Genomic DNA, 19,083 nt, shown 5'->3' with positions numbered 1-19,083 from the left:
TCATCGTGGACGATTCAGCTACATTCAAACCAGTTCCTGCGCGCCTCCCCGGCGCCGCCACGGCAAGCTCAGTTTTGCCGTCCACGATCAGCCTGAAATGGGCGTCCACGATCGCTGAAATACGCAGATGCGCATCCCGGGAGGGTCGATCATCTGGAGGATTTCGGACTGGGCCAGGGTCTCGGCCAGCTGCTCGGTGTCGAGGTTGTTCAGTTGCATCGCGTAGCACTTTCGGTCGTGATGGTGTCGTGGTCGTCGGGGAGGCCGTGCGGTGTGGTGATGAGCCGTGTCCAGGCCCTGGTGAGGCGATCAAGCCTGGGCTTGTCGTCAGCTGCGCATGCTTCCAGTTCGGTCCAGACCTTGGCGGCCTCGTTTTTGGCCCGGGTTTGGGGTGTCACGTTCTCGGCCTTCATTGCATCACTCTCGGGCTACGCGAAGCGATCCAGGCCCTCACCTCGGATTCCAGCCAGCCGACGCTGCGACTTGGCGACAACCTACGTGCTGACGGAAAGCCGCCCTGTCGTTGCATTGCGTAGAGGGACGACCTGCCGAGCCCGGTCAGCGCCAATACGCTCGGCAGTCGAATGATGCGATCTATTGAATCGCCGAGAGAATTTGTCATTTTCTATTGGACGTTGGCGCATGCGTATGCATGCATAAGGAATTATAGAGAGGTCGCTTGTTCATTCGCGGGTCAATTGGGGTTTGCGCTATTTTCGACAAGTTTGTGACGGGCTAAGCGGCTCTGCCGATGGGCGCCACATCCGCACCCTGCCTGAGTCGGTCAAGGTAGTCGGCCCATGTCTGCATCATGGCGCGGCGCTGGTCGAGGTACTGCGTGCGGTTGTAGGCGCGACCGAGGCTGTCTTTCACGCTGTGGGCCAGCTGCGCCTCGATCACGACAATGTCAACGCCCAGGCGTTCAGCCAGCATGGTGCGGGCGGTGGCTCGGAAGCCGTGGCCGGTTACCTCATCCTTGGGAAAGCCCATGGCTCGCATGGCCGCGTTCACGGTGTTCTCGCTCATGGGGCGGTCGTGGTGACGCTCACCACGGAAGACTAGTTCGCCGCGCCCGGTCACCCGCTCCAGCTCGCGTAGCACGGCCACGGCCTGGCGCGGCAGTGGCACCAGGTGCGGAGGACCATCCTTCTTGCCGGCCTTCTCGCGCTTCATCCGGTGGGCCGGGATCGTCCAGGTCGCGCCGTCCAGGTCGAACTCATCCCACCGCGCCTGCCGCAGCTCGCCCGGGCGTAGAAGCAGCATCGGGACCAAGCGGAGCGCGGCGCGGACCACGTAGGTGCCAGCGTAGCCGTCAAACGCGCGCAGCAGCTCGGCCAGGCGGGCCGGTTCGGTGATGGCGGGGAAGTGCTTCACATCGGGGCGCTTGAGGCCGTCTTTCAGATCCTGCGCCGGGTCGCGCTCGGCCCTACCGGTGGCTACTGCGAAGCGGAACACCTGCGAGCAGTTCTCCCGGGCGCGGTGGGCCGTCTCGATCACGCCTCGCGCCTCGATCTTGCGCAGCATGACCAGCAGCTCGGGCGAGGTGATGCTGCCCACGGCCAGGCGACCAATCACCGGGAACACATCGGCCTCAAGCCTGGCCATGATCTTGTCGCCGTAGCTGGTAGACCAGCCCGCCCGCCGCGTGTCGAACCACTCGCGCGCCACGGCCTCAAAGGAGCCGGCGGCGGGCAGGCCGGCATCGGCCAACCGTTCGGCCTGGGCCTTCTCCGCCGCCGCTGCCTTGCTCGCCTTGCGGGCGCTGCTTGGGTCCAGGCCCTCGCTCACCAGCTTGCGCGCCTCGTCGGCCCGCTTCCGCGCTTGGCTCAGACTCACGTCCGGGTAGGTGCCAAGGCTCAGGATGTTGCGCCGGGTGGCCAGGCTGTAGGCGAAGCGCCAGCCGTGCGAGCCGCCGTTGACGAAGAGCTGTAGGTAAAGGCCGTCACCGTCATTGATGCGCTTGCGCACATCGCCCGGCTTGATGGCCCTCAGGGTCGCGTCCGAGGGGATTAGGTGCTTGGCCACTGCAAGAACTTTCGAGGTGCAAGAAGCCCGATTCTGGAGTTCTTGCAGAAGTTCTTGATGACAGCCCCGGAAGCTGGCGGAAGTTCTTGCACTTCGCTGGACAACAAAAAAGCCCTAGAGCGTTGATTTCTCTAGGGCTTTTGGACTTCAGCGGACCTCGCCGAACTATTGTTTGGTGGCCAAGGGCGGAATCGAACCACCGACACGCGGATTTTCAATCCGCTGCTCTACCAACTGAGCTACTTGGCCTTGTTTTTTTGCTGTCTGGCTATTGCCGGTCAGCGAAGTCCGCCACTGTAGCACAGACTTCTGTGCGCTGTCAGCTTCCTGCGCCTCGTTTGTTGCGGCTGAGGTCCACGCCCAGTTGCTTGAGCTTGCGGTAGAGGTGGGTGCGCTCCAAGCCGGTCTTCTCGGCCACGCGGGTCATGGAGCCGTTTTCCTTGGCGAGGTGGAACTCGAAATAGCTTTTCTCGAAGGCGTCGCGCGCCTCCCGCAAGGGGCGGTCGAGCTCAAAGGTCTGCTCGGAGGTCAGCGCGTTGCCGTGGTGGCTCGCGGGCAGATGGCCGGCGAGGCTGCCGGCGCTGTGCCCGGAGGGTGCAGCCGACATACCGAGGCTCGGGCCGGCCGCGGGTTCGGTGCGCGCGTAGCTGGGCAGGCCGGGCGCGACGGGGGCCGGGCGAGGAGGTGCCGTCTTGACGAGGGCCTGCTCGACGGCGCGCAGCAGCTTCTGCAGCGTGATCGGCTTTTCGAGGAAGGCGATGGCGCCGAACTTGGTGGCCTCCACGGCTGTGTCGATGGTGCCGTGGCCGCTCATCATGATGACTGGCATCGTGAGCAGGCCGGCGCCGCCCCATTCCTTCAGCAGGGTGACGCCGTCGACGTCGGGCATCCAGATGTCGAGCAGCACGAGATCGGGGCGCGAGCGCTCGCGCGCGGCCCGGGCCTGCGCGGCGTTCTCTGCGAGCTCGATGGTGTGCCCCTCGTCGCTGAGGATTTCAGAGAGCAGGGCACGGATGCCCAGCTCATCGTCGACAACAAGAATGGTGGCCATGAATCCTTAGGTCTTGGTGCCTGCGCCACCGGGCTCGGTGGCAGGCGCCAGATTCGAAAATGATAGCGAAACTTGTGCGCCGATCACGGCGCCCTCCGGCCCGTCATCAGCGGGAGAACCCGTATCGGAAGCAGTGTGCAGGTTGCGCAGCGTGATGCGCGCACCATGCTCGTCGGCGATCTTCTTGACCACGGCCAGACCGAGGCCCGTGCCCTTGGTCTTGGTGGTGACGTAGGGCTCGAAGGCGCGCTTGAGCACCTTCTCGGCAAAGCCGGGGCCGTTGTCGAGGATGTGCAGCCGCACGGAGCGCGGTTTGCCGTCCTCGGTGAGCGACAGCGAGGAGCGCACCACCACATGGCCTTCGGGCCGGTCGTGCACGGCGTCCAGCGCGTTCTGCACGAGGTTGTGGATGACCTGGCGCAGCTGGCTGACGTCGCCCTTGATGGGGGGCAGGTCTTGCGCCAGCTGTGTGGCGAGCCGGCCGGTCTCCTGGGCTTCGGCGTACAGGCTGAGCACCTCGTGGATCAGCGCGTTGAGGTCCAGCGCCTTGAGCTGGGCCGAGGGCAGGCGGGCGTAGTCGCGGAACTCGTTGACCAACTGCTTCATCGCCTGCACCTGGTTGACGATGGTTGCTACGGAGCGCACCAGCATGGCCTGGTCGACGCCTTCGAGCTTGGCTTCGAGCTTGTGCTGCAGGCGCTCGGCCGACAGCTGGATGGGTGTCAGCGGGTTCTTGATCTCGTGCGCCAGGCGGCGCGCCACCTCGCTCCATGCGGCCGAGCGCTGGGCGGAGACGACTTCGGAGATGTCGTCGAACACCACCAGCCGCGCGCCGTAGGGCAGCGGCGCGCCGCGCACCAGCAGGGTCAGCGGGTCCTGCTTGGGGTCCAGCTGCAGTTCGAAGGACTCCTGCCAGAGCTCGCGGTCCATGTCGCGCTCAGTGGGGTCGGGGCCGAGGTGCTGGTCGAAGCGCTGAGCGAGTGCAGCCGCGAAGTCGGCAAGACCTGGCACGTCGGCCAGTGGCCGGCCGGTGTAGGCGGACAGCGGCAGCTTCAGGATGCGAGTGGCGCCGGGGTTCACGGTCTCGACGAAGCCGGCGGGGTCGAAGACGAGGACGCCGGCGGTCAGGTTGTCCAGGATGGTCTGCAGGTGGGTGCGGGCGGCGTCCAGCTCGGCCACGGTGCGCGAGACCTGGGCGCGGGCATCGGCGAGCTGGCCGGTCATGTCGGCGAACGAGCGGGTCAGGCCGCCCAGTTCGTCGCGCGAGGCGAGCACAGGGCGCACGGACAGGTCGCCGCGCGCCACCAGCCGCATGCCGTCGGCCAGCAACAGCAGCGGCCGCGCGAGCTGGTTGCCCAGCGTGACGGCCAGCAGCAGCGCGCCGAACACGGCCAGGATGAGCACCAGCGTCAGCGTGCCCAGGTACATGCGGCGCAGCCCGACGCGCTCGAGCGCCCGCTGCTGGTACTCGCTATTGGCGGTCTGCACGGCAAGCGCGTTGCTCAGCATGCTGGCCGGTACGCGCTCGATCACCATCAGGTAGCGCTCGCCCAGGCCCAGGCGCAGCTCGGTGTTGGGCAGCAGCGCCAGCGCGCGGATCTGGGCGCCGTGCTGCAGCGCGGCGGCTTCGTCTTCCAGGCCTTCGAGCTGGCTGGCCGGCGTGCCGCCGCGGGCGCGGCTGAGCATGGTGTCGCTGGGCCGGTCGGGGGTGAGCTGGCTGGTGTCGCCGCCGCTCTCCAGCAGGATCTGGCCGCGCCCGCCCACCAGCGCCACGGTGCGGGCGCCGAGCTTGTCGCGCAGTCGCTCCAGCGCCAGCAGCTGGGGCGTGCCGCCTTCGGCCAGTTGCTCGGCGGCGTCGCGGGTCTTGGCACCGAGGCCGTGGACCATGGTGTCCAGCGTGCCGCGACCGAGGTTGAGGCCTGCCTCCAGCGCGCTGGCCAGCCGCACGTCGAACCAGGTTTCGATGCTGCGGTTCAGGAACTGGTAGGAGACGGCGTAGATCATCGCGCCGGGCACCACGCCCACCAGCGCGAAGATGCAGGCCAGCTTGAGCAGCAGCTGGCTGCCGAAGCGCCCGCGCCGCACGCGCACCACCAACTGCACGGCGGCCGTCAGGATGACCAGCGTCAGCACGGCCGCCACGGCCACGTTGACCCAGTACAGCCAGTGGTAGTGGCGCTCGAAGAAGCCTCGTTCGCTGGTGGTGCCGATGGTCAGCACGAAGGCCAGCACGCCGGCCACGCCGGTCAGCGTGACCAGCGTGACGATCCAGCCCCAGCGTGAGGCTTTGGTCATGCGGAGGGCTCCGCTGCCACCATGTCGGGCCGGGCGGGGCGCCTCATTTCAGCGAGAAGTCAGGCGCGAGGTTGCGCTTTTGCTCCACGCTCAGCGCGAAGCCGGACTGCAGCCCGATCTGCATGGGGCGGGGTAGCTGGGTCACGTCCAGCCGGTAGCTGAACTCCAGGTAGTGGTTGCTGCCGTCCTCGATGTCGCGGGGCTCGGCGATGCGCCAGGCGCTGAGGCCGCGCAGCACGTTGAGGGCCTCGTCCAGCGTCGCGAAGCTCTGGTGCAGGCCACCGGTGGAGATGCGGTACTGGCGTGTCAGCGACTGCCACGCCAGTCGCCAAGTGCGTTCGGCATGGGCGGCGCGGGCGTCGCGCCAGTACCAGCGGTTGCGCAGCACCGTGGCCTCGGCGACGAAGTACAGCGGCACGCCCTTGTGCAGCGCGTCCTCGGCGGCGCGGCTGAGCTCGAAGCGGGTGGTGAAGCTCAGCTCCAGGCCGTCGTCGGACTTGCGGGTGGCCAGTTGCGCCAGCTCGATGCCATCGGCACGCACACCGCCCGGCAGCAGCGCGAGCAGCATGGCGATGAAGGCGGCAATGGCGATGCGGGCGAGCAAATCAGGGCTTGGTGATCAACGCGTAGAAGAAGCCGTCCAGGGCCGGCGGCTGCGAGCCGGCATTCTCGGCCACGGGGAGCAGGTGGCCCGTGAAGCCGGGCCTGTCGTGGGACTTGGCGTCGGGCTGGCGTTGCAAAAACGCGTCGAGCTGGGCCTGGCCCTCGGCGCGGAACACCGAGCAGGTGGCGTAGACCAGCCGTCCGCCCGGGGCCAGCAGCGGCCACAGCGCGTCCAGCAGCTCGGCCTGGATCTGTGCCAGCGCGCCGATGTCGCCGGGCCGGCGAAGCCAGCGCACATCGGGGTGGCGGCGCACGATGCCCGACGCGCTGCAGGGCGCGTCCAGCAGGATGGCGTCGAAGGGCTGGCCGTCCCACCAGGCGGCGGTCTGGCGGGCGTCGGCGGCCTTCAGCGTTGCGTGCTGTTGCAACCGTTTCAGGTTGTCCTGCACGCGGGCCAGGCGCTGGGCGTCGGCGTCCAGCGCGGTGAGCTGAAGGTCGGGTTGCAGCTCCAGGAGGTGGGCCGTCTTGCCGCCGGGGGCGGCGCAGGCGTCCAGTACGCGGGCGCCGGGCCTGAGCGGCTGGTCCGTGCCCATGCCGATAACCAGTGGCGCGGCCAGCTGCGCGGCGGCGTCCTGCACGGACACCTGGCCTTCGGCAAAGCCGGGTAGCGCGGCCACCGGCACCGGCTTGTCCAGCATCACCGCCTGGGGCGTGGGCGCGCCCAGCGTGCGGGCCGCGATGCCCAACGTGGCCAGGCGCTCGACGTAGTCGGCCGCCGTGCCCCGCTGGGCATGCACGCGCAGCGTCATCGGCGGCGGGCGGTTGTTGGCCGCCAGGATGGCCTGCCACTGGGCGGGCCAGTCGGCCTTCAGCTTCTCCACCCACCAGTTCGGGTGGTTGAAGGCGCCCAGTGGGCTGCGCTGGGCGGCGGCCACGAGCGCGTCGCGCTCGCGCAGGAAGCGGCGCAGCACGGCGTTGACGAAGTTGGCGCTGGCCGGCGCGCGCTGCTTGGCGGCGTGAACGGCCTGGTCCACGAGCGTGTGGTCGGCATACATAGGCGCAGCCTGGGCGTCTGGGTCGGGCCACAACAGGGCCAGCGCCGTCACCAGCAGCGCGTCCACGCGCGGCGGCGGCGCCTTCGGGGCGAGCTGCTGGCGCACGGCCTGCGCGCTGCCCAGGCGGCGCAGCACGGCGAAGGCCAGGGCCTGCGTGCCGGGGCGCAGGTCGCCCGGCACCTTGGCCAGCAGGTCGGTCAGCGAGCGGCCGTCGCGCACGCCCTGCACAGCGTCAGCCGCTTGGGACAGCAGCCGGTGCAGCGGAGCGGAAGAGTGGCCGGGGGAAGGGCTTTGGGACATGGGGCCAGTGTAGAAGTGGGCTTTGGCCCCAGAATCGCCGTCCATGAATGCCCCCGCCCCTGACGCCCCCGTCTCTGAGCGCATCCGCTACCGCCTCGTGTCGGCCGGCTGCCGCCACCATGCCAACGACAACATCGCCGCCTTCATCGAACCCGGCGAGCTGGATGCACTGCAGGCCGAGGTGCAGGCCAAGATGCAGGCCGTGCTGCAAAGCCTGGTGATCGACACCGACAGCGACCACAACACGCAGGAGACGGCCAAGCGCGTCGCCAAGATGTTCGTGCGCGAGGTGTTCGCCGGCCGCTACGCGCAGGCGCCGTCGGTCACGGAGTTCCCCAACGTCAGCCGCCTGAACGAGCTGATGATCGTGGGCCCCATCACCGTGCGCAGCGCCTGCTCGCATCACCTGTGCCCCATCATGGGCAAGGTCTGGATCGGCCTGCTGCCCAACGAGCATTCCAATCTGATTGGCCTGTCCAAGTATGCGCGGCTGTGCGACTGGATCATGAGCCGGCCGCAGATCCAGGAAGAAGCTGTCACCATGCTCGCCAACGAGCTGCAGGAACGCGTGCAGCCCGACGGCCTGGCGCTGGTGATGGAGGCTGACCACTTCTGCATGCACTGGCGCGGCGTGAAGGACAGCGAGTCCAAGATGACCAACAGCGTGATGCGGGGGGCGTTCATGAAGGACGCCAACCTGCGCCGCGAGTTCCTGTCTCTGATTTCCAAGGGCTGAACCATGCTCGTCCGCCTGATGTACGCCAGCCGCGCTACCGCGGCCTTCTCCGAGGCCGACCTGGCCCTGATCCTCAAGACCTCGCGCGAGCACAACCCCGCCGAGGGCATCACCGGCCTGCTGTGCTACAGCGACGGCATCTTCGTGCAGGTGCTGGAGGGCGGGCGCGAGGCGGTCAATGCGCGCTACAAGCACATCGTGCTGGACAAGCGCCACCGCGATGTCGTCCTGCTGGGCTACGAGGAGATCGTCGAGCGCGGCTTCCCCGGCTGGAACATGGGCCAGGTCAACCTGCACCGTCTCAACCCGGCACTGGTGCTGAAGTACTCCGAGACCGGCAGGCTCGACCCCTACGCGATGAGCGGCGGCGCGATGGCCGCGCTGTTCCGCGAGATGTGCGCTTCGGGCGCTATCGCGGTCAGCTGAGGCCGCACTGCGGCGCGCCGCTCACAGCGAGCGCGCTTCCTTGAAGCCGTAGAGGTTGGCCAGCACCCGCGTCGGGAACTGGTTCAGCGCCTCGTTGTACTGCGCCACCGCCTGGTTGAAGACCTGGCGCGTGAAGGCGCGCTGCCGTTCGATGAGCTTGAGCTCGCTGACCAGCGCGTCGATCTCGGTCTCGCTGCGCAGTTCGGGCTGGTGATCCAACAACGACAGCAGCCGGGTGAGCGCCGCCGCATGCAGTGCGCCGGCCACGGCCAGGCTGCCGGCGGGGTCGGGCGCCCACGGCTTGCCGCGCGCGGCCTGTGCGGCTGCCTGGGACTCGGCCTGCGCGCTGGCCAGCGCGTCGAACGTGGCCTGCTCGCTGGGCAGGCGCGGGCCCACGGTGGCCAGCAGCCGGTCGCAGACCTCGCCGCGCTCCTTCAGGTGCGCGTCCAACTGCGTGAAGGCGTCGCCGATGGCGTTGCGCAGTGCCATCAGCCGGTTGTAGGCGCCCACGCCCCAGAAGAACAGCAGCGCCGCGGCCGCTACGCCCACCCATTGCCAGGCGGTCATGTGCCGGCCTTGTACCGCTCGAAGCCCTTCGCCCTCAATGCACACGCAGGGCAATGGCCACAGCCATGGCCCCAGTCGTGCAACGCGCCGCGCTCGCCGAGGTAGCAGGTGTGGGTGTCTTCGACGATGAGCTTCACCAGCGCCTCGCCGCCTAAGGACTTGGCCAGGCGCCAGGTGGCGGCCTTGTCGATGAACATCAGCGGCGTCTCCAGCGTCATGGGCGCGTCCAGGCCCAGGCTGAGCGCCACCTGCAGCGCCTTCATCGTGTTGTCGCGGCAGTCGGGGTAGCCTGAGAAGTCGGTCTCGCACATGCCGCCCACCAGCACGCTCGCGCCGCGCCGGTAGGCCAGCGTGGCTGCGAAGGTCAGGAACAGCAGGTTGCGGCCGGGGACGAAGGTGTTGGGCAGGCCATTGGCCTGCAGCTCGATGGCGCGCTCGCTGGTGAGGGCGGTGTCGCTGATCTGGCCCAGCAGCGACAGGTCCAGCAGGTGATCGGCACCGAGCTTGCCGGCCCACTGCGGGAACTGGCGGGCGATCTCGGCGCGCACGGTGTTGCGGCAGTCCAGCTCGATGCGGTGGCGCTGGCCGTAGTCGAAGGCCAGCGTCTCGACCTCGGCATAGCGGTCCAGCGCCCAGGCCAAGCAGGTGGTGGAGTCCTGGCCGCCGGAAAAAAGCACGAGGGCTTTGCGGGTGTCTTGCATGGGCGGAATGCTACCGTTGCCGCACCTGCACCCCCTGGCTTACCCGCATGCGAACTTTGCCCTTCCTGCTCCTCGTCAGCCTGACCCTCGGCGCCCAGGCGCAATCCCGCATCGATGAGGTGCTGGTCTACCCCGGCGGTGCCCAGGTCACGCGGCTGGCCCCGGTGGCGGCCGGAGCGAAGGAGCTGGTGCTGCACTGCCTGACGGCCCGCTTCGACCCCGACTCGCTGCAGATCACGGCGCCGGCCGGCGTCCATCTCGGGCCGGTGCAGATCGAGACCCTGCCGCGCGAGCGCGTGCCGGACTGCGGCAAGGGGCCGCTGGACGAGGACATCCGTAAGCTCGAAGCCCGCCGCGACGCCATCGCCGCCGAGCTGGGCGCGCTGGACACCGGCCTGGGCTACCTGAAGGCGCTGGGCGCAGGTGATGCGCGTGGTACGCCGGCCTCCGGCATCGCCGGCACGGCCGACAGCATCCGCAAGGCCGCGCAGGACGCGCTGGCCCGCCAGGCCCAGTTGCGCCGTCAGCAAGAGGAGCTGGACAAGCAGCTGGCGCCGCTGGCGGGTGAGCGCGAGCGGCTGGCCAGTGCCAACCCGCAATGGCGCAGCCTGCGCGTGCGCCTGTCTACCGCGCGCGATGCCGAGCTGAAGCTCAGCTACCGCGTCGCCCAGGCCGGCTGGGCGCCCAACTACCGTGCGTTGCTGGACACCGCGGCCGGTGGCGTGACGGTGGAGCGGCTGGCCCAGGTCTCGCAGCAAAGCGGCGAGGACTGGCAGGACGTGAAGCTACGCCTGTCCACTGCGCAGGCCGCGGCCCGCGTCGGCGTGGGCTTGCCGCGGCCGTGGTCGCTGGACATCTACCAGCCCCGGCCGCTGCCTGAGGCCCGCGCGATGGCCGCACCAGCACCCGCGGCCGCGCCGCCGCCGGCGTTCAAGGAGACCGTCACCGTGGCCGGTTCACGCAGCGCCGAGCTGGAGCGTTTCGACGTGTCGGTGTTCCAGGGCAGTCATGCTGCCGAGTTCACGCTGCCGCTGCGCGTCAACATCGCCAGCGGCACGCAGCGCGCCAGCCTGACGCTAGGCAGCGAGAAATGGCAGGCCCGGCTGATCGCCCGCGTGCAGCCGCAGGCCGAGGCTGCGGCCTACCTGGTGGCTGATGTTGCCCTCCCAGCCGGCAGCTGGCCGCGCGGTTCGCTGCAGCTGCTGCGTGACGGCGCGCTGGTGGGCAACAGCCAGCTCAACGTGGCCGTTGGCGAGGAGCGGCTGGAACTGCCCTTCGGCCGTGACGATGGCCTGCGCGTGCAGGTGGAGCCCGAGCAGAAGCATGCCGGCAACACCGGCTTCATCGGCGCGCGCGCCGAGCACCGCTACACGCGCGGCTATGCGGTCGAGAACCGCCACGCCAACGCGGTGACGCTGCAGCTGGTGGAGGCGGCACCGGTGTCGCAGCACGAGGACATCAAGGTGCAGGCCCAGTTCAGCCCGGCGCCGGCCAAGGAGTCCTGGCGCCTGCAGCCGGGGCTGGTGCTGTGGGAGCAATCGCTGGCGGCGGGCGTGAGCCAGCGGTTCACGGCGGAGTACCTGATCAGTGCGCCGAAGGAGGCGCGGGTGACCGGGTTGCGCTGAGACAGGAGGTCGAGGAGGCGCGCCTGGTGGTTCGTGGCATCGCGCCGGGGCGAAATCCCGGCATAGGCCTCACGCGAGTACCCGCAGCCTCAGCTCCGCACCTCACCCTGCCCCAGCACCACCCACTTCATTGACGTGAGCCCCTCCAGCCCCACCGGCCCGCGGGCGTGGAACTTGTCGGTGGAGATGCCGATCTCAGCGCCCAGGCCGTATTCGAAGCCATCAGCAAACCGCGTGCTGGCATTAACCATGACGCTCGCCGAATCCACCTCGCGCAGGAAGCGCATCGCGTTGGGGTGATTCGTCGTCAGGATCGCATCCGTGTGATGAGAGCCGTGGCGGTTGATGTGCGCAATCGCCTCGTCGAGTGAATCGACCACCTTGATGCTGATGATGGGCGCCAAGTATTCGGTGGACCAGTCTTCCTCAACAGCTGCGATGGCGCCGGGCACCAGGGCTAGCGTGCGCAGGCAGCCGCGCATCTCCACGCCCTTGGTCTTGAACACGGTCGCGATGCGTGGCAAGAAGGCCGGCGCCTGGGCCGCATGCACCAGCAGCGACTCGGTGGCGTTGCAGGGGCTGTACTTCTGCGTCTTGGCGTTGTCCACCACCTTGACGGCCAGGTTCAAGTCGACGAACTCGTCCACGTAGCTGTGGCAGTTGCCGTCCAGGTGCTTGATGACGGGCACCTTGGCTTCGGCCGAGATGCGCTCGATCAGCCCCTTGCCGCCGCGCGGGATGATGACGTCCACCCACTGCGGCTGGCTGATCAACAGACCCACGGCGGCGCGGTCCGTCGTGTTGACGAGTTGCACGGCGGCGGCCGGCAGGCCGGCTTCCTGCAGTGACGCGGCCACGATCTCGGCCAGCGCGAGGTTGGAGTGGATGGCCTCTGAGCCGCCGCGCAGGATGCAGGCGTTGCCGCTCTTGATGGCCAGCGATGCGGCCTCGATGGTCACGTTGGGGCGGCTCTCGTAGATCATGCCGAACACGCCCAGCGGCACGCGCATCTGGCCCACGCTGATGCCGGTGGGGCGGCGCTTCACGCCGGTGATCTCGCCGACCGGGTCGGGCATGGCGGCGATCTGCTCGCAGCCTTCGGCCACCGTGGCCAGCGTCTTGGCGTCGAGCTTGAGGCGGTCGCGCAGCGGGCCGCTGAGCTCGGCGGCGCCGGCCAGGTCGCGCGCGTTGGCGTTGGCCAGCACCGGGCCGGCCTCGCGCAGGCGGCGGGCCAGCGCCAGCAGCGCGGTGTTCTTGGCGGCCGTGGAGGCGGCGGCCATCTGCGTGGCGGCAGCGCGGGCAGCGCGGCCGAGGTCGTCCATGTAGGCGGGGAGAGACATGGCCGGATTGTCGCGGGCCGCGCCCGGCCGTGCCGCCTCACAGCCTTCGCGGCTCGGACAGCCGGGGCTCCTGCGGGCCTGGGCGTTTAGGCGTCCAGCGGGTTGCGCAGCGGGATGCTGCGTCGCGTCTTCAGGGCCAGCGGCGTGAGCACGGGGTCGAAAGCCTTGGCGAACAGCCTGCGCATTTCGCCGCCGGCGGCCAGCTGCTGCAGCAGGGCCTGCAGCGCGTCGACCTGCGGGTTGGGGTGGCGGCCGGCAAAGATGTGGTTGCCGGCGGGGTAGCTCAGCATCAGGCCGGGCACGATGGCCAGCGCCGGGTTGTCCAGCGTCGCCAGTTCCTCCAGCACCTCCAGCACCGAGCGCGGGAAGTAGTCGATGTGCCCGAGCGCCAGCATCTCGTACAGCGCAGCGGTGCTGCCGGCGGTGCTGACGGTGAAGCCGTTGTCGCGCAGGATGTCCACATCGGGCCAGTGCAGGCCCTGGCCGGCGCGACGCGCCTGCAGTGCGGCCGTGGCCAGGGCGGCGGGCCAGCGCGGCAGGTCCTGCCGGCGCACCACCAGCAGGCGGCAGCCGATCAGGCCCTCGTCCAGCCGTGGCTCCAACCGCCGCAGCTCCTGCCGGCGCTGGGCGCTGGACATGCCCCACATCAGGTCCACCAGGCCGCCGGGCCGGCTGACCTCCAGCTCCAGCCGGCGCTGCGTGATGGGCATTTGGGGCAGCGCATGGCAAGGCAGGTGCTCGGGCCGGGCCCGTGCCAGCAGCGACAACACATAGCTGCCGAAGCGGTCGCCCGCGGCCGGGGCGATGTAGCGCAGCGGCGCTGGCGGCGCCGCCATGGCCGTGGCGGCCAGGCCGCACAGGGCCCCCAGGCAGCAGCGGCGGTCCACCCCGGTCATGCGCGTTCCGGGGCGGGCCCGGTGGCTCCGGCGACGGCATTGACCGGGCCGGCCGTCATGCTCAGCCGCCGAACATCATGCGCCGCGCCAGCGCCGTCTTGACCGGGCGGGCCAGCTCCAGCCCGGCCAGCGCCAGGCCGCGTAGCGCGGGCAGCCCGGGCAGGCGCCAGGCGAAGCTGCGGGCCAGGAAGTCGGTCGCGGCGATCATGGGCCAGCGGTCGGGCGCACGCTGCCAGTCCACGCGGGCCAGCGTGGCGTCCAGGTCGGCGCCGGTGGCTGCCGCCACCTCCGTCCATTCCCGCAGCGCGTCCACCAGGGCCTGCGCGTCACGCAGGCCCAGGTTCAGGCCCTGGCCGGCCACCGGGTGCAGCGTCTGGGCGGCGTTGCCGATGCGCAGCGCGCGGCCGTGCAGCAGGCGGGTCTCGGCGTTCAGGCCCAGCGGAAAGCATTTCAGCGCTGAAATGCCGGTGAGTCGGCCGGCGGCGGCCGGCAGCTGCTGCTGGATGACGGTCAGGCGCTGCGCATCGGTCAGCGTGGCGATGTCGTCCTCGGCTTGCGGCAGGCACCACACCAGCGCCGCGCGCGGGCCCTGGGCGTCGTCGGGCAGCGGCAGCAGCGCCAGCGGGCCGTTGCGCGTGAAGCGCTCCACCGCCAGGCCCTGCAGGCCGGGCGACGCCAGCCGCACGGTGCCGACCCAGGCGTTCTGGTGGTAGTCGCTGCGGATCCGCTTGCGGGCCTGCTCGGCGAAAACGCCGCCCTCGGCGACGACGGCGAGGTCGAAGCGCTCCACGAGCGGGCCCTCGCCGCTGTCCAGCTCGACGCCGTCGGGCGGCGTGCGGATGGCGTGCACCGCGGTGCCGAAGCGCGTGAACAGCCGCTGTGGCGCGGCGGCAGCCAGCGCCAGCCAGCGCTGCTGCAGCGGCGCCACCAGCGCGCCATAGGGCAGCACGGCGCCCAACTGCGGCACGCCCAGGTCGGCCGCGCGCAGCCACACCTCGCCGGCCACCGGGGCCGGTGGCGCCTGGCTGACGTGCACGCGCTGGATGGCCTGGGCCGCCTCAGGCTGCCAGGCCTGCAGGCGCTGCAGCAGCCGCACGCTGCCCAGGTTGAGCGCCAGCGTGCGCGCATCGCCGCTGACGTCGTGGGCCAGCGCGCGGGTGTCGAACAGGTGGATCTCGGCCGCCGGCAGTTTGTCGGCGGCCAGCAGCGCGAGCGCCAGGCCGGCCGGGCCGGCGCCGATGACGGCGAGCTTCATGGAGCAGGTGTGGTGGAACAGAGGCCGCAACGATACCCGGCTCCCGCCAGGCGCCCGCGCTGCGGTGGCGCGGCGTAGTCCGAACAGCAGGGGGGCAGGACATGAGGCCACAACGGGCGGCGCGCACAGTGCCCCAGCCTGCCGCCGCACCCGGCGCATTGCCCGCTCAACCCCTCAGGAGTTCCCATGAAAGGCAAGTCCCATCCGTCCAACGATCAGTCGTTGAACCCGTCCGGCAATGCCAGCATCCGTGACGTCATCGATCAGGTGGACAGTGCCCGCCGCCGCTTCGTCCAAGGTTCGGTCGGCTCCGCCGCGCTGGCGGCGGCCGGTGGCCTGAGCCTGGGCGGGCTGGTGAATACCGTGCAGGCGGCCCCCGTGGCGGCCGGCCCTGGCTTCCCCGGCATCGGCTTCGAGAGCATCCCGGCCGAGACGCGCGCCCGTAACGTGGCCGTGCACGGCGGCTCGGCCGGCGCCGTCGTCGACCGCGTGACCGTGCCCACCGGCTACACGGCCAACCTGTTCGTCGCCTGGGGCGACGCCATCATGCCCGGCGGTCAGCCCTTCAGCGGCACGGCCAGCGAGAGCGCGGCCGACCAGGCCCGGCAGTACGGCATGCACACCGACGGCATGCACTTCTTCCCGTTCAACGGCACCGACGGCAAGCCCTCGTCCGAGCGTGGCCTGCTGGTGGCCAACAACGAGTACACGCACGAGGACATCCTGTTCACCGACGGCCAGGTCGGCGCTGGCTACACGCTGGCCAAGACGCGCAAGTCGCAGGCCGCGCATGGCGTGTCCGTGCTGGAAGCCCGCCGCGTGGGCGGCAAGTGGCGCGTCGCGAAGACCTCGCTGTACGGTCGCCGCATCACCTCCAACACGCCCATGCGCATCGCCGGCCCGGCCGCAGGCCATGCGCTGATGCGCACGCGCGAGTTCGTCATCACCGACACCGCCAGCATCGCCACCGGCAACATGACCGACGGCACGACCTGCTTCGGCACGGTCAACAACTGCGCCAACGGCATCACGCCCTGGGGCACCTACCTGGCCTGCGAAGAGAACTGGAACGGCAACTTCGGCGGCACCGGCGCCGTCGACACCTCGGCCACGACCGAGATCGGCAAGCTCAACCGCCGTTACGGCGTCAGCGCCGGCGGCTTCGGCTACCGCTGGCACACCACCGACGCGCGCTGGGACGTGACGACCAACCCCAACGAGCCGCACCTGTTCGGCTGGGTGGTCGAGATCGACCCGTTCGACCCCAAGTCGGTGCCCGTCAAGCGCACAGCGCTGGGCCGCTTCAAGCACGAGAGCGCGCAGTACGTCGTCGACAAGAACGGCGATGTCGCGCTCTACATGGGCGACGACGAGAAGAACGAGTACATCTACAAGTTCGTCTGCGCAGGCAAGTTCAACCCGACGAACAAGGCGGCCAACCGCAACCTGCTGGACAGCGGCACGCTGTACGTGGCGCGCTTTGACGGCAACCTGGTGGGCGAATGGCTGGCGCTGGTGCCGGGCACCGTCGGCAAGGACGGTGTCGCGCTGCGCGACAACCCGAACTTCATGGGCGCCAGCGATGCCGAGGTGCTGGCCAAGATCCTGATCAAGACCCGCATGGCCGCCGACGCTGTGGGCGCCACGATGATGGACCGCCCCGAGTGGACGGGAGCCCGCCCGCGCATCAACGGCTTCTCCGAGGTGGAGATCTACTGCACGTTGACCAACAACGACCGGCGCGGCACCACGCCCGCCTCCGGCAACAGCCTCGACGGCAGCACGGCTGCCGGCGGTGCGCGCCCGGGTGTGGACGCGGCCAACCCGCGTGCCGACAACGTCTACGGCCACATCATCCGCTGGCGTGAGGCCGGCCAGACGGTGCGTGCTACGACCTTCGGCTGGGACGTCTTCGTGCAGAACGGCGACACCGCCACGGCCAAGGCCGCCAAGCCCACGAACGACTACAAGGGCAACATCGTCGACGTGCCCGCCGGCAGCGCCGACTTCGGCGCGCCGGACGGCCTGTGGTTCGACCCGTTCGGCCGCCTGTGGGTGCAGACCGACCAGTCCGGCACGGGCTCGGGCGATTGGGTCAACATCGGCGCCAACTGCATGGTCTGCGCCGACCCCAACACCGGCGAGATGCGCCGCTTCCTGACCGGCCCCAATGGCTGCGAGGTCACCGGCGTGACGATGACACCGGACGGCAAGACCCTGTTCGTGGGTGTGCAGCACCCGGGTGAAGGCTCGACAGCCGCCAATCCGACGCAGTTCTCCAGCTGGCCGCAAGGGCAGTGGAGCGTGGCCTCCGACGGCGTCACGCCGCTGGCCGCCGGCCGCCCCCGTTCCGGCGTCGTCGTCATCACCAAGGACGACGGCGGCGTCATCGGCAGCTGACCCCTCATACCTTTCCAGGAATCCATCATGAAGACCTCTTTCGCCTCCCTGGCCCTGGTGGCCGCGCTCAGCGCTGCCGGTGCCGCCCAGGCCGCCAGCATCGTGTCGGCCACGGCCAGCTTCGCGCCGGCCAGCGTCGTCGACTTCGACAGCTACGACGGCCTGGCCGTCGGTGCGTCCCGGCGCGTCTGGCTGGACAGCGACACGTTGTATGTCTCTGACGCCGCCTCGCTGCTGGGTGCTGACAACCAGGACCTCGCCGGCAATGGCCTGTGGGGCGCCCGCGTCGGCGAGACGACGCCGACCGGCAGCGGCCATTTCCTGGCCGCCACTGGCCCGGTGCTGTTCAGCTTCTTTGGCGGCGCGCAGGCCCAGGTCGGTGCCTACGTCAACCTGAGCCAGCCGCTGGAAGGCCTGAAGACCGCCACGCTGACGCTGACGGCCTACACCGCCGCCAACCAGGTGCTGGAGTCCTTCACCTACAAGGTCGACACCAGCTGGGAAAGCTACAACGAGGGCCTGTTCCTCGGCTTCTCGCGCGCCCAGGCCGACATCTACGGCTTCGGCGTCACGGTCAGCGCCGGCCAGTCCCTGGTGCTGGACAACCTGCAGCTGAGCGCCGCGCCGGTGCCCGAGCCGGCCAGCATCGCGTTGCTGGCCGCTGGCTTGGGGCTGGTGGGCGCTGCCGCCCGCCGACGCGCACGCCGCGGCTGATCGCCCGACCTTTCGCCTGCATGCCGACGGGGCCGCGCGTAAGCTGCGGCCCCGTACTCATTCGTCGCAGCAACACCATGCAATACCGCCGTCTCGGCCGCGCCGGCCTCCAGGTCTCGGAACTGTCGCTGGGCTCCTGGGTCACTTACCACAACCAGGTCGACACCAAGGCCGCCACGGAGATGCTGGCCGCGGCGTTTGATGCCGGCATCAACTTCTTCGACAACGCCGAGGTCTATGCCCAGGGCGAGAGCGAGGTGGTCATGGGCCAGGCCTTCAAGGCGCTGGGCTGGAACCGGCTGGACTACATCGTCTCCAGCAAGTACTTCTGGGGCTTGAGCCGCGACGGCGTGACGACCACCAACCGCAAGGACACGCTGAACCGCAAGTACCTGATGCAGGCCGTGGACGGCTCGCTCAAGCGCCTGCAACTGGACCACATCGACCTGATCTACTGCCACCGGCCCGACCCGCACACGCCCATCGAGGAGACGGTGTGGGCCATGAGCGACCTCATCCGCCAGGGCAAGGCGTTGTACTGGGGCACCAGTGAGTGGTCAGCGGCCGACATCCGTGCGGCCTGGGACATTGCCGAGCGCCACCACCTGTACAAGCCGGTCGTCGAGCAGCCGCAGTACCACCTGTTCCACCGCAAGCGCGTGGAGCAGGAGTACGCGCGGCTGTACGAGGACATCGGCCTGGGCCTGACCACCTGGAGCCCGCTGGCCTCGGGCCTGCTGACGGGCAAGTACCGCGGCGGCATCCCTGATGGCAGCCGTGGCGCGCTGGAGAGCATGGGCTGGATGCGCGAGCAGCTGCAGGACCCGGCGCGCAACGCGGCGGTGGGCCAGCTGGCTGACATCGCGGCGGAGCTGGGCTGCAACACGGCGCAGCTGGCCATTGCGTGGATCAACCGCAACCCGCGCGTGTCCACCGTCATCCTGGGCGCCAGTCGGTTGGCGCAGCTTCGTGACAACCTGGGCGCACTGGCCGTCGCGCCGAAGCTGACGGCCGACGTCGTCGGGCGCATCGACGCCATCACGAAACCGCTGGCCCAGTGACGATTCACGTCATCTGAGGGCAAGCCCCGGCAG

Annotated in this window: 18 protein-coding genes and 1 tRNA gene; 6 read left to right on the top strand and 13 right to left on the bottom strand. The window is 69.6% G+C overall.

Annotated features, from left to right (window positions below; genetic code table 11):
- Nucleotides 1–209 precede the first annotated feature (209 nt).
- The 8 genes from ACG0Z3_RS17760 to rsmB form a co-directional block, all read right to left on the bottom strand.
- Nucleotides 210–413: a hypothetical protein gene (locus ACG0Z3_RS17760; protein WP_394399882.1), complete on the bottom strand. Its 204-nt coding sequence runs from the start codon at nt 411–413 to the stop codon at nt 210–212.
- Complete coding sequence (locus tag ACG0Z3_RS17755) at nt 410–622, bottom strand: helix-turn-helix transcriptional regulator (RefSeq protein WP_394399880.1); 213 nt, start codon at nt 620–622, stop codon at nt 410–412. Before ACG0Z3_RS17755 ends, ACG0Z3_RS17760 begins: the two co-directional genes overlap by 4 nt.
- Before the next feature lie 113 nt (nt 623–735).
- On the bottom strand, nt 736–2,025 hold the full coding sequence (locus ACG0Z3_RS17750; RefSeq protein WP_394399878.1) for a tyrosine-type recombinase/integrase: 1,290 nt from the start codon (nt 2,023–2,025) through the stop codon (nt 736–738).
- Nucleotides 2,026–2,198: 173 nt separating this feature from the next.
- Nucleotides 2,199–2,274 (bottom strand) — tRNA-Phe (locus tag ACG0Z3_RS17745).
- A 70-nt stretch (nt 2,275–2,344) separates the two neighbouring features.
- Nucleotides 2,345–3,076: a response regulator gene (locus tag ACG0Z3_RS17740; RefSeq protein ID WP_394399876.1), complete on the bottom strand. Its 732-nt coding sequence runs from the start codon at nt 3,074–3,076 to the stop codon at nt 2,345–2,347.
- Between the two features lie 6 nt (nt 3,077–3,082).
- Nucleotides 3,083–5,371, bottom strand: a complete 2,289-nt coding sequence (locus tag ACG0Z3_RS17735; RefSeq protein ID WP_394399874.1) for a sensor histidine kinase — start codon at nt 5,369–5,371, stop codon at nt 3,083–3,085.
- Nucleotides 5,372–5,414: 43 nt separating this feature from the next.
- Nucleotides 5,415–5,975 carry a DUF4390 domain-containing protein gene (locus ACG0Z3_RS17730; protein ID WP_394399872.1) on the bottom strand — a complete coding sequence of 187 codons (561 nt, stop codon included), beginning with the start codon at nt 5,973–5,975 and terminating at the stop codon, nt 5,415–5,417.
- 1 nt (nt 5,976) lies between these two features.
- On the bottom strand, nt 5,977–7,329 hold the full coding sequence (gene rsmB / locus ACG0Z3_RS17725) for a 16S rRNA (cytosine(967)-C(5))-methyltransferase RsmB (protein ID WP_394399870.1): 1,353 nt from the start codon (nt 7,327–7,329) through the stop codon (nt 5,977–5,979).
- Between the two features lie 43 nt (nt 7,330–7,372).
- On the opposite strand from rsmB, the gene folE reads away from it, so the two are divergent.
- Nucleotides 7,373–8,065 (top strand): GTP cyclohydrolase I, encoded by a 693-nt coding sequence (folE, locus tag ACG0Z3_RS17720; protein ID WP_394399868.1) that lies wholly within the window; start codon nt 7,373–7,375, stop codon nt 8,063–8,065.
- A gap of 3 nt (nt 8,066–8,068) precedes the next feature.
- Nucleotides 8,069–8,491 (top strand): BLUF domain-containing protein, encoded by a 423-nt coding sequence (locus tag ACG0Z3_RS17715; protein ID WP_394399866.1) that lies wholly within the window; start codon nt 8,069–8,071, stop codon nt 8,489–8,491.
- 21 nt (nt 8,492–8,512) lie between these two features.
- Here ACG0Z3_RS17715 and ACG0Z3_RS17710 read toward each other — a convergent pair whose 3' ends face one another.
- Both ACG0Z3_RS17710 and queC read right to left on the bottom strand, forming a co-directional pair.
- Nucleotides 8,513–9,058, bottom strand: coding sequence for a LemA family protein (locus tag ACG0Z3_RS17710; RefSeq protein WP_394399864.1), 546 nt, complete (start codon nt 9,056–9,058; stop codon nt 8,513–8,515).
- Nucleotides 9,055–9,759 (bottom strand): 7-cyano-7-deazaguanine synthase QueC, encoded by a 705-nt coding sequence (queC, locus tag ACG0Z3_RS17705; protein ID WP_394399862.1) that lies wholly within the window; start codon nt 9,757–9,759, stop codon nt 9,055–9,057. The genes ACG0Z3_RS17710 and queC overlap by 4 nt, the downstream gene beginning before the upstream one ends.
- A 47-nt stretch (nt 9,760–9,806) precedes the next feature.
- Between queC and ACG0Z3_RS17700 the strand changes: the two genes are divergently transcribed.
- Nucleotides 9,807–11,384 (top strand): DUF4139 domain-containing protein, encoded by a 1,578-nt coding sequence (locus ACG0Z3_RS17700; RefSeq protein ID WP_394399860.1) that lies wholly within the window; start codon nt 9,807–9,809, stop codon nt 11,382–11,384.
- 89 nt (nt 11,385–11,473) lie between these two features.
- Here the strand turns inward: ACG0Z3_RS17700 and ACG0Z3_RS17695 are convergent, their stop codons facing one another.
- From ACG0Z3_RS17695 to ACG0Z3_RS17685, 3 genes are all read right to left on the bottom strand, one after another.
- Nucleotides 11,474–12,724 carry a glutamate-5-semialdehyde dehydrogenase gene (locus tag ACG0Z3_RS17695; protein WP_394399858.1) on the bottom strand — a complete coding sequence of 417 codons (1,251 nt, stop codon included), beginning with the start codon at nt 12,722–12,724 and terminating at the stop codon, nt 11,474–11,476.
- An 86-nt stretch (nt 12,725–12,810) separates the two neighbouring features.
- Nucleotides 12,811–13,620, bottom strand: coding sequence for a hypothetical protein (locus ACG0Z3_RS17690; RefSeq protein WP_394399856.1), 810 nt, complete (start codon nt 13,618–13,620; stop codon nt 12,811–12,813).
- A gap of 61 nt (nt 13,621–13,681) precedes the next feature.
- Nucleotides 13,682–14,875, bottom strand: a complete 1,194-nt coding sequence (locus ACG0Z3_RS17685; RefSeq protein WP_394399854.1) for an FAD-dependent monooxygenase — start codon at nt 14,873–14,875, stop codon at nt 13,682–13,684.
- 186 nt (nt 14,876–15,061) lie between these two features.
- On the opposite strand from ACG0Z3_RS17685, the gene ACG0Z3_RS17680 reads away from it, so the two are divergent.
- The 3 genes from ACG0Z3_RS17680 (at nt 15,062) to ACG0Z3_RS17670 (ending at nt 19,050) form a co-directional block, all read left to right on the top strand.
- Complete coding sequence (locus ACG0Z3_RS17680; protein ID WP_394399852.1) at nt 15,062–17,275, top strand: PhoX family protein; 2,214 nt, start codon at nt 15,062–15,064, stop codon at nt 17,273–17,275.
- Between the two features lie 27 nt (nt 17,276–17,302).
- Complete coding sequence (locus tag ACG0Z3_RS17675; protein WP_394399850.1) at nt 17,303–17,989, top strand: PEP-CTERM sorting domain-containing protein; 687 nt, start codon at nt 17,303–17,305, stop codon at nt 17,987–17,989.
- A gap of 77 nt (nt 17,990–18,066) precedes the next feature.
- Nucleotides 18,067–19,050, top strand: a complete 984-nt coding sequence (locus tag ACG0Z3_RS17670) for a potassium channel beta subunit family protein (protein WP_394399848.1) — start codon at nt 18,067–18,069, stop codon at nt 19,048–19,050.
- The last annotated feature ends 33 nt before the right edge of the window (nt 19,051–19,083 follow it).

Source organism: Pelomonas margarita (genome assembly GCF_043555875.1).
Classification (GTDB): Bacteria; Pseudomonadota; Gammaproteobacteria; order Burkholderiales; family Burkholderiaceae_C; genus Pelomonas; species Pelomonas margarita.
The sequence above is the reverse complement of the archived record's forward strand: the minus strand, read 5'-3'. Positions and strand labels throughout refer to the sequence as shown.

Excerpts from the sequence above, each read along its gene's own strand:
- ACG0Z3_RS17715 (WP_394399866.1), top strand. The coding sequence starts at position 8,069 with ATGCTCGTCCGCCTGATGTACGCCAGCCGCGCTACCGCGGCCTTCTCC.
- ACG0Z3_RS17710 (WP_394399864.1), bottom strand. The coding sequence starts at position 9,058 with ATGACCGCCTGGCAATGGGTGGGCGTAGCGGCCGCGGCGCTGCTGTTC.
- ACG0Z3_RS17680 (WP_394399852.1), top strand. The coding sequence starts at position 15,062 with ATGAAAGGCAAGTCCCATCCGTCCAACGATCAGTCGTTGAACCCGTCC.
- ACG0Z3_RS17760 (WP_394399882.1), bottom strand. The coding sequence starts at position 413 with ATGAAGGCCGAGAACGTGACACCCCAAACCCGGGCCAAAAACGAGGCC.
- ACG0Z3_RS17685 (WP_394399854.1), bottom strand. The coding sequence starts at position 14,875 with ATGAAGCTCGCCGTCATCGGCGCCGGCCCGGCCGGCCTGGCGCTCGCG.
- ACG0Z3_RS17740 (WP_394399876.1), bottom strand. The coding sequence starts at position 3,076 with ATGGCCACCATTCTTGTTGTCGACGATGAGCTGGGCATCCGTGCCCTG.
- ACG0Z3_RS17735 (WP_394399874.1), bottom strand. The coding sequence starts at position 5,371 with ATGACCAAAGCCTCACGCTGGGGCTGGATCGTCACGCTGGTCACGCTG.
- ACG0Z3_RS17700 (WP_394399860.1), top strand. The coding sequence starts at position 9,807 with ATGCGAACTTTGCCCTTCCTGCTCCTCGTCAGCCTGACCCTCGGCGCC.
- folE (WP_394399868.1), top strand. The coding sequence starts at position 7,373 with ATGAATGCCCCCGCCCCTGACGCCCCCGTCTCTGAGCGCATCCGCTAC.
- rsmB (WP_394399870.1), bottom strand. The coding sequence starts at position 7,329 with ATGTCCCAAAGCCCTTCCCCCGGCCACTCTTCCGCTCCGCTGCACCGG.
- ACG0Z3_RS17695 (WP_394399858.1), bottom strand. The coding sequence starts at position 12,724 with ATGTCTCTCCCCGCCTACATGGACGACCTCGGCCGCGCTGCCCGCGCT.
- ACG0Z3_RS17675 (WP_394399850.1), top strand. The coding sequence starts at position 17,303 with ATGAAGACCTCTTTCGCCTCCCTGGCCCTGGTGGCCGCGCTCAGCGCT.
- queC (WP_394399862.1), bottom strand. The coding sequence starts at position 9,759 with ATGCAAGACACCCGCAAAGCCCTCGTGCTTTTTTCCGGCGGCCAGGAC.
- ACG0Z3_RS17690 (WP_394399856.1), bottom strand. The coding sequence starts at position 13,620 with ATGACCGGGGTGGACCGCCGCTGCTGCCTGGGGGCCCTGTGCGGCCTG.
- ACG0Z3_RS17670 (WP_394399848.1), top strand. The coding sequence starts at position 18,067 with ATGCAATACCGCCGTCTCGGCCGCGCCGGCCTCCAGGTCTCGGAACTG.
- ACG0Z3_RS17755 (WP_394399880.1), bottom strand. The coding sequence starts at position 622 with ATGACAAATTCTCTCGGCGATTCAATAGATCGCATCATTCGACTGCCG.